At 33.2% G+C, this 1,757-nt stretch carries 2 protein-coding genes; both read left to right on the top strand.

The genetic code is table 11. From position 1 onward, the window contains the following. Positions 1–137 precede the first annotated feature (137 nt). Positions 138–773, top strand: a complete 636-nt coding sequence (locus DXU93_RS14915) for a tetratricopeptide repeat protein (RefSeq protein WP_116882099.1) — start codon at positions 138–140, stop codon at positions 771–773. Positions 774–858: 85 nt separating this feature from the next. Next, positions 859–1,497, top strand: coding sequence for a DUF3885 domain-containing protein (locus DXU93_RS14910; protein ID WP_116882098.1), 639 nt, complete (start codon positions 859–861; stop codon positions 1,495–1,497). Positions 1,498–1,757: the final 260 nt, after the last annotated feature.

Here is a 1,757-nt window from a genome sequence, read left to right as displayed (position 1 = left end):
TACTTCCGATAACACCCGCTAAGTATTATCGCCAACGAAACTTTTAAAATGAACATTTTGATTAAAATAAAATGACTACTTTAGACTAAATTAAAAATGAATGGCGACAATACGTAGCTTGGACGTTATAAACCATTATGAGACACATAGCATTGATATCAATTATAATATCTCTTTTCTCGTGTAGCAATGACACAGAAGGTCACTGCTTTTGTGATGAAGCTCTTTCCTATTTTAATAAAGGTAATTTTATAAAAGCCAAAGAGTTATATTTTGAATCACTTAGAATCGACAGTTCAGACTATATAGCCTATAATGGAATTGGGCGTTGTTTTTATGAAAGCGGAAGCACGGATTCGGCAATCTATTATTACACAAAGTCAATTGAATTCAATCAAAGTTACAGACAGGCATATCATAATCGAGGTTTGTGTTATAGAAGATTAGAAGATTACGAAAAAGCATTACCTGATTTCAATAAGTCGGTAAAACTTGATCAGAATCATTATTATTCAATTTTCAATCGAGGTATCTGTTATAGATATTTAGGCAAATACGAATTGGCAAAAAATGATTTTGATAGAGCTATTGAGATTAATCCCCAGAATTCTGATGCCTACATAAGTAGAGCTATTTTGACAATGGAGGAATCTGGAGATTTCCAGAACTATAAAGCGATTGAAGATTGGATAAAGGTTTTAGAACTAAATGATTCTGTACCTGAAAATATAAAAAAGGAATTAGAAGAATTGATTAGATACCAAAAGAATTGAAAAGGTTTATAACAGCAAATAAACACAAGCGGCGAACGTACATACGTGGTAGCCGCATGTGCCTATTTGCAAAACGTTGGCAATAATGATGAAAAAAGACCTCGAAATAGAATTAGAATATCTGAATTCAGCAATTGACTTAACTGATTTTAATACAATTGAGCGTGGACTAAAATATCATTTAAGATTTGAACTCGGTGACCCATATGAAAACGGAACTAAAAAGCGAGTAAATCAATCCACAAAACGTGCGACTGAATTATTTGAAAATCACATTGACGAAAATTCAGAAATTTATTTGATAATTTACGACTTCGGAGACGATATGTTTGCTCGGACACCTAACCACATTTACGACTTACTAAAATCGGGAATCATAAAAACCGAACAGTTTGTGGAAAATTTGGCGACGAGATATTTTGACCACGAAGACAATATTGAGCGAGAAAAAGGACAATTAACGATTTGCAAAGCGGAAAGAAATGAAATTAAATACTCTGAAATATTTAATGGAATAGCGAATACCGAAATGGGATTTTCACCAACAGTACATCAACTCGTTTATTTCTTTCAACCGACAACTAAAAAATGGTTTTGGATGTACGATGACAGAGGTTGTTTAATGTTCAGCGACAAAACATGTGATTTAAAACAGAACCTGATAAAATTTGACAATTGGATAGTGGAATATCACCGAGATGAAATAGAAAAACAATTTGAATAAATCACTATTGCCAACAGCGCATATAGTTTATGGCGGAATTAGTGCCAAACCCAAAGTTTTTGAATTTTTAGAAATGTAAAACCTTAACCGAAAAAATAGCGCATTTTTGCCCGCCACAAACCATATGCGCGAGACGTTAATCGTAAATAGTCCACCACGTGTAGGACAACCCACCCTCATATTGAACGCTTTATTTTTTCAAGATTTTTCTCCAAACTAAGAACGATAACCAGGTAATTTGCAAAATGATTTGGTTTTAA

This window comes from Brumimicrobium aurantiacum (genome assembly GCF_003402975.1).
Taxonomy (GTDB): Bacteria; Bacteroidota; Bacteroidia; order Flavobacteriales_D; family Crocinitomicaceae; genus Brumimicrobium; species Brumimicrobium aurantiacum.
Note: the sequence above shows the minus strand (reverse complement) of the source record. Positions and strands in the feature narration are given on the sequence as shown.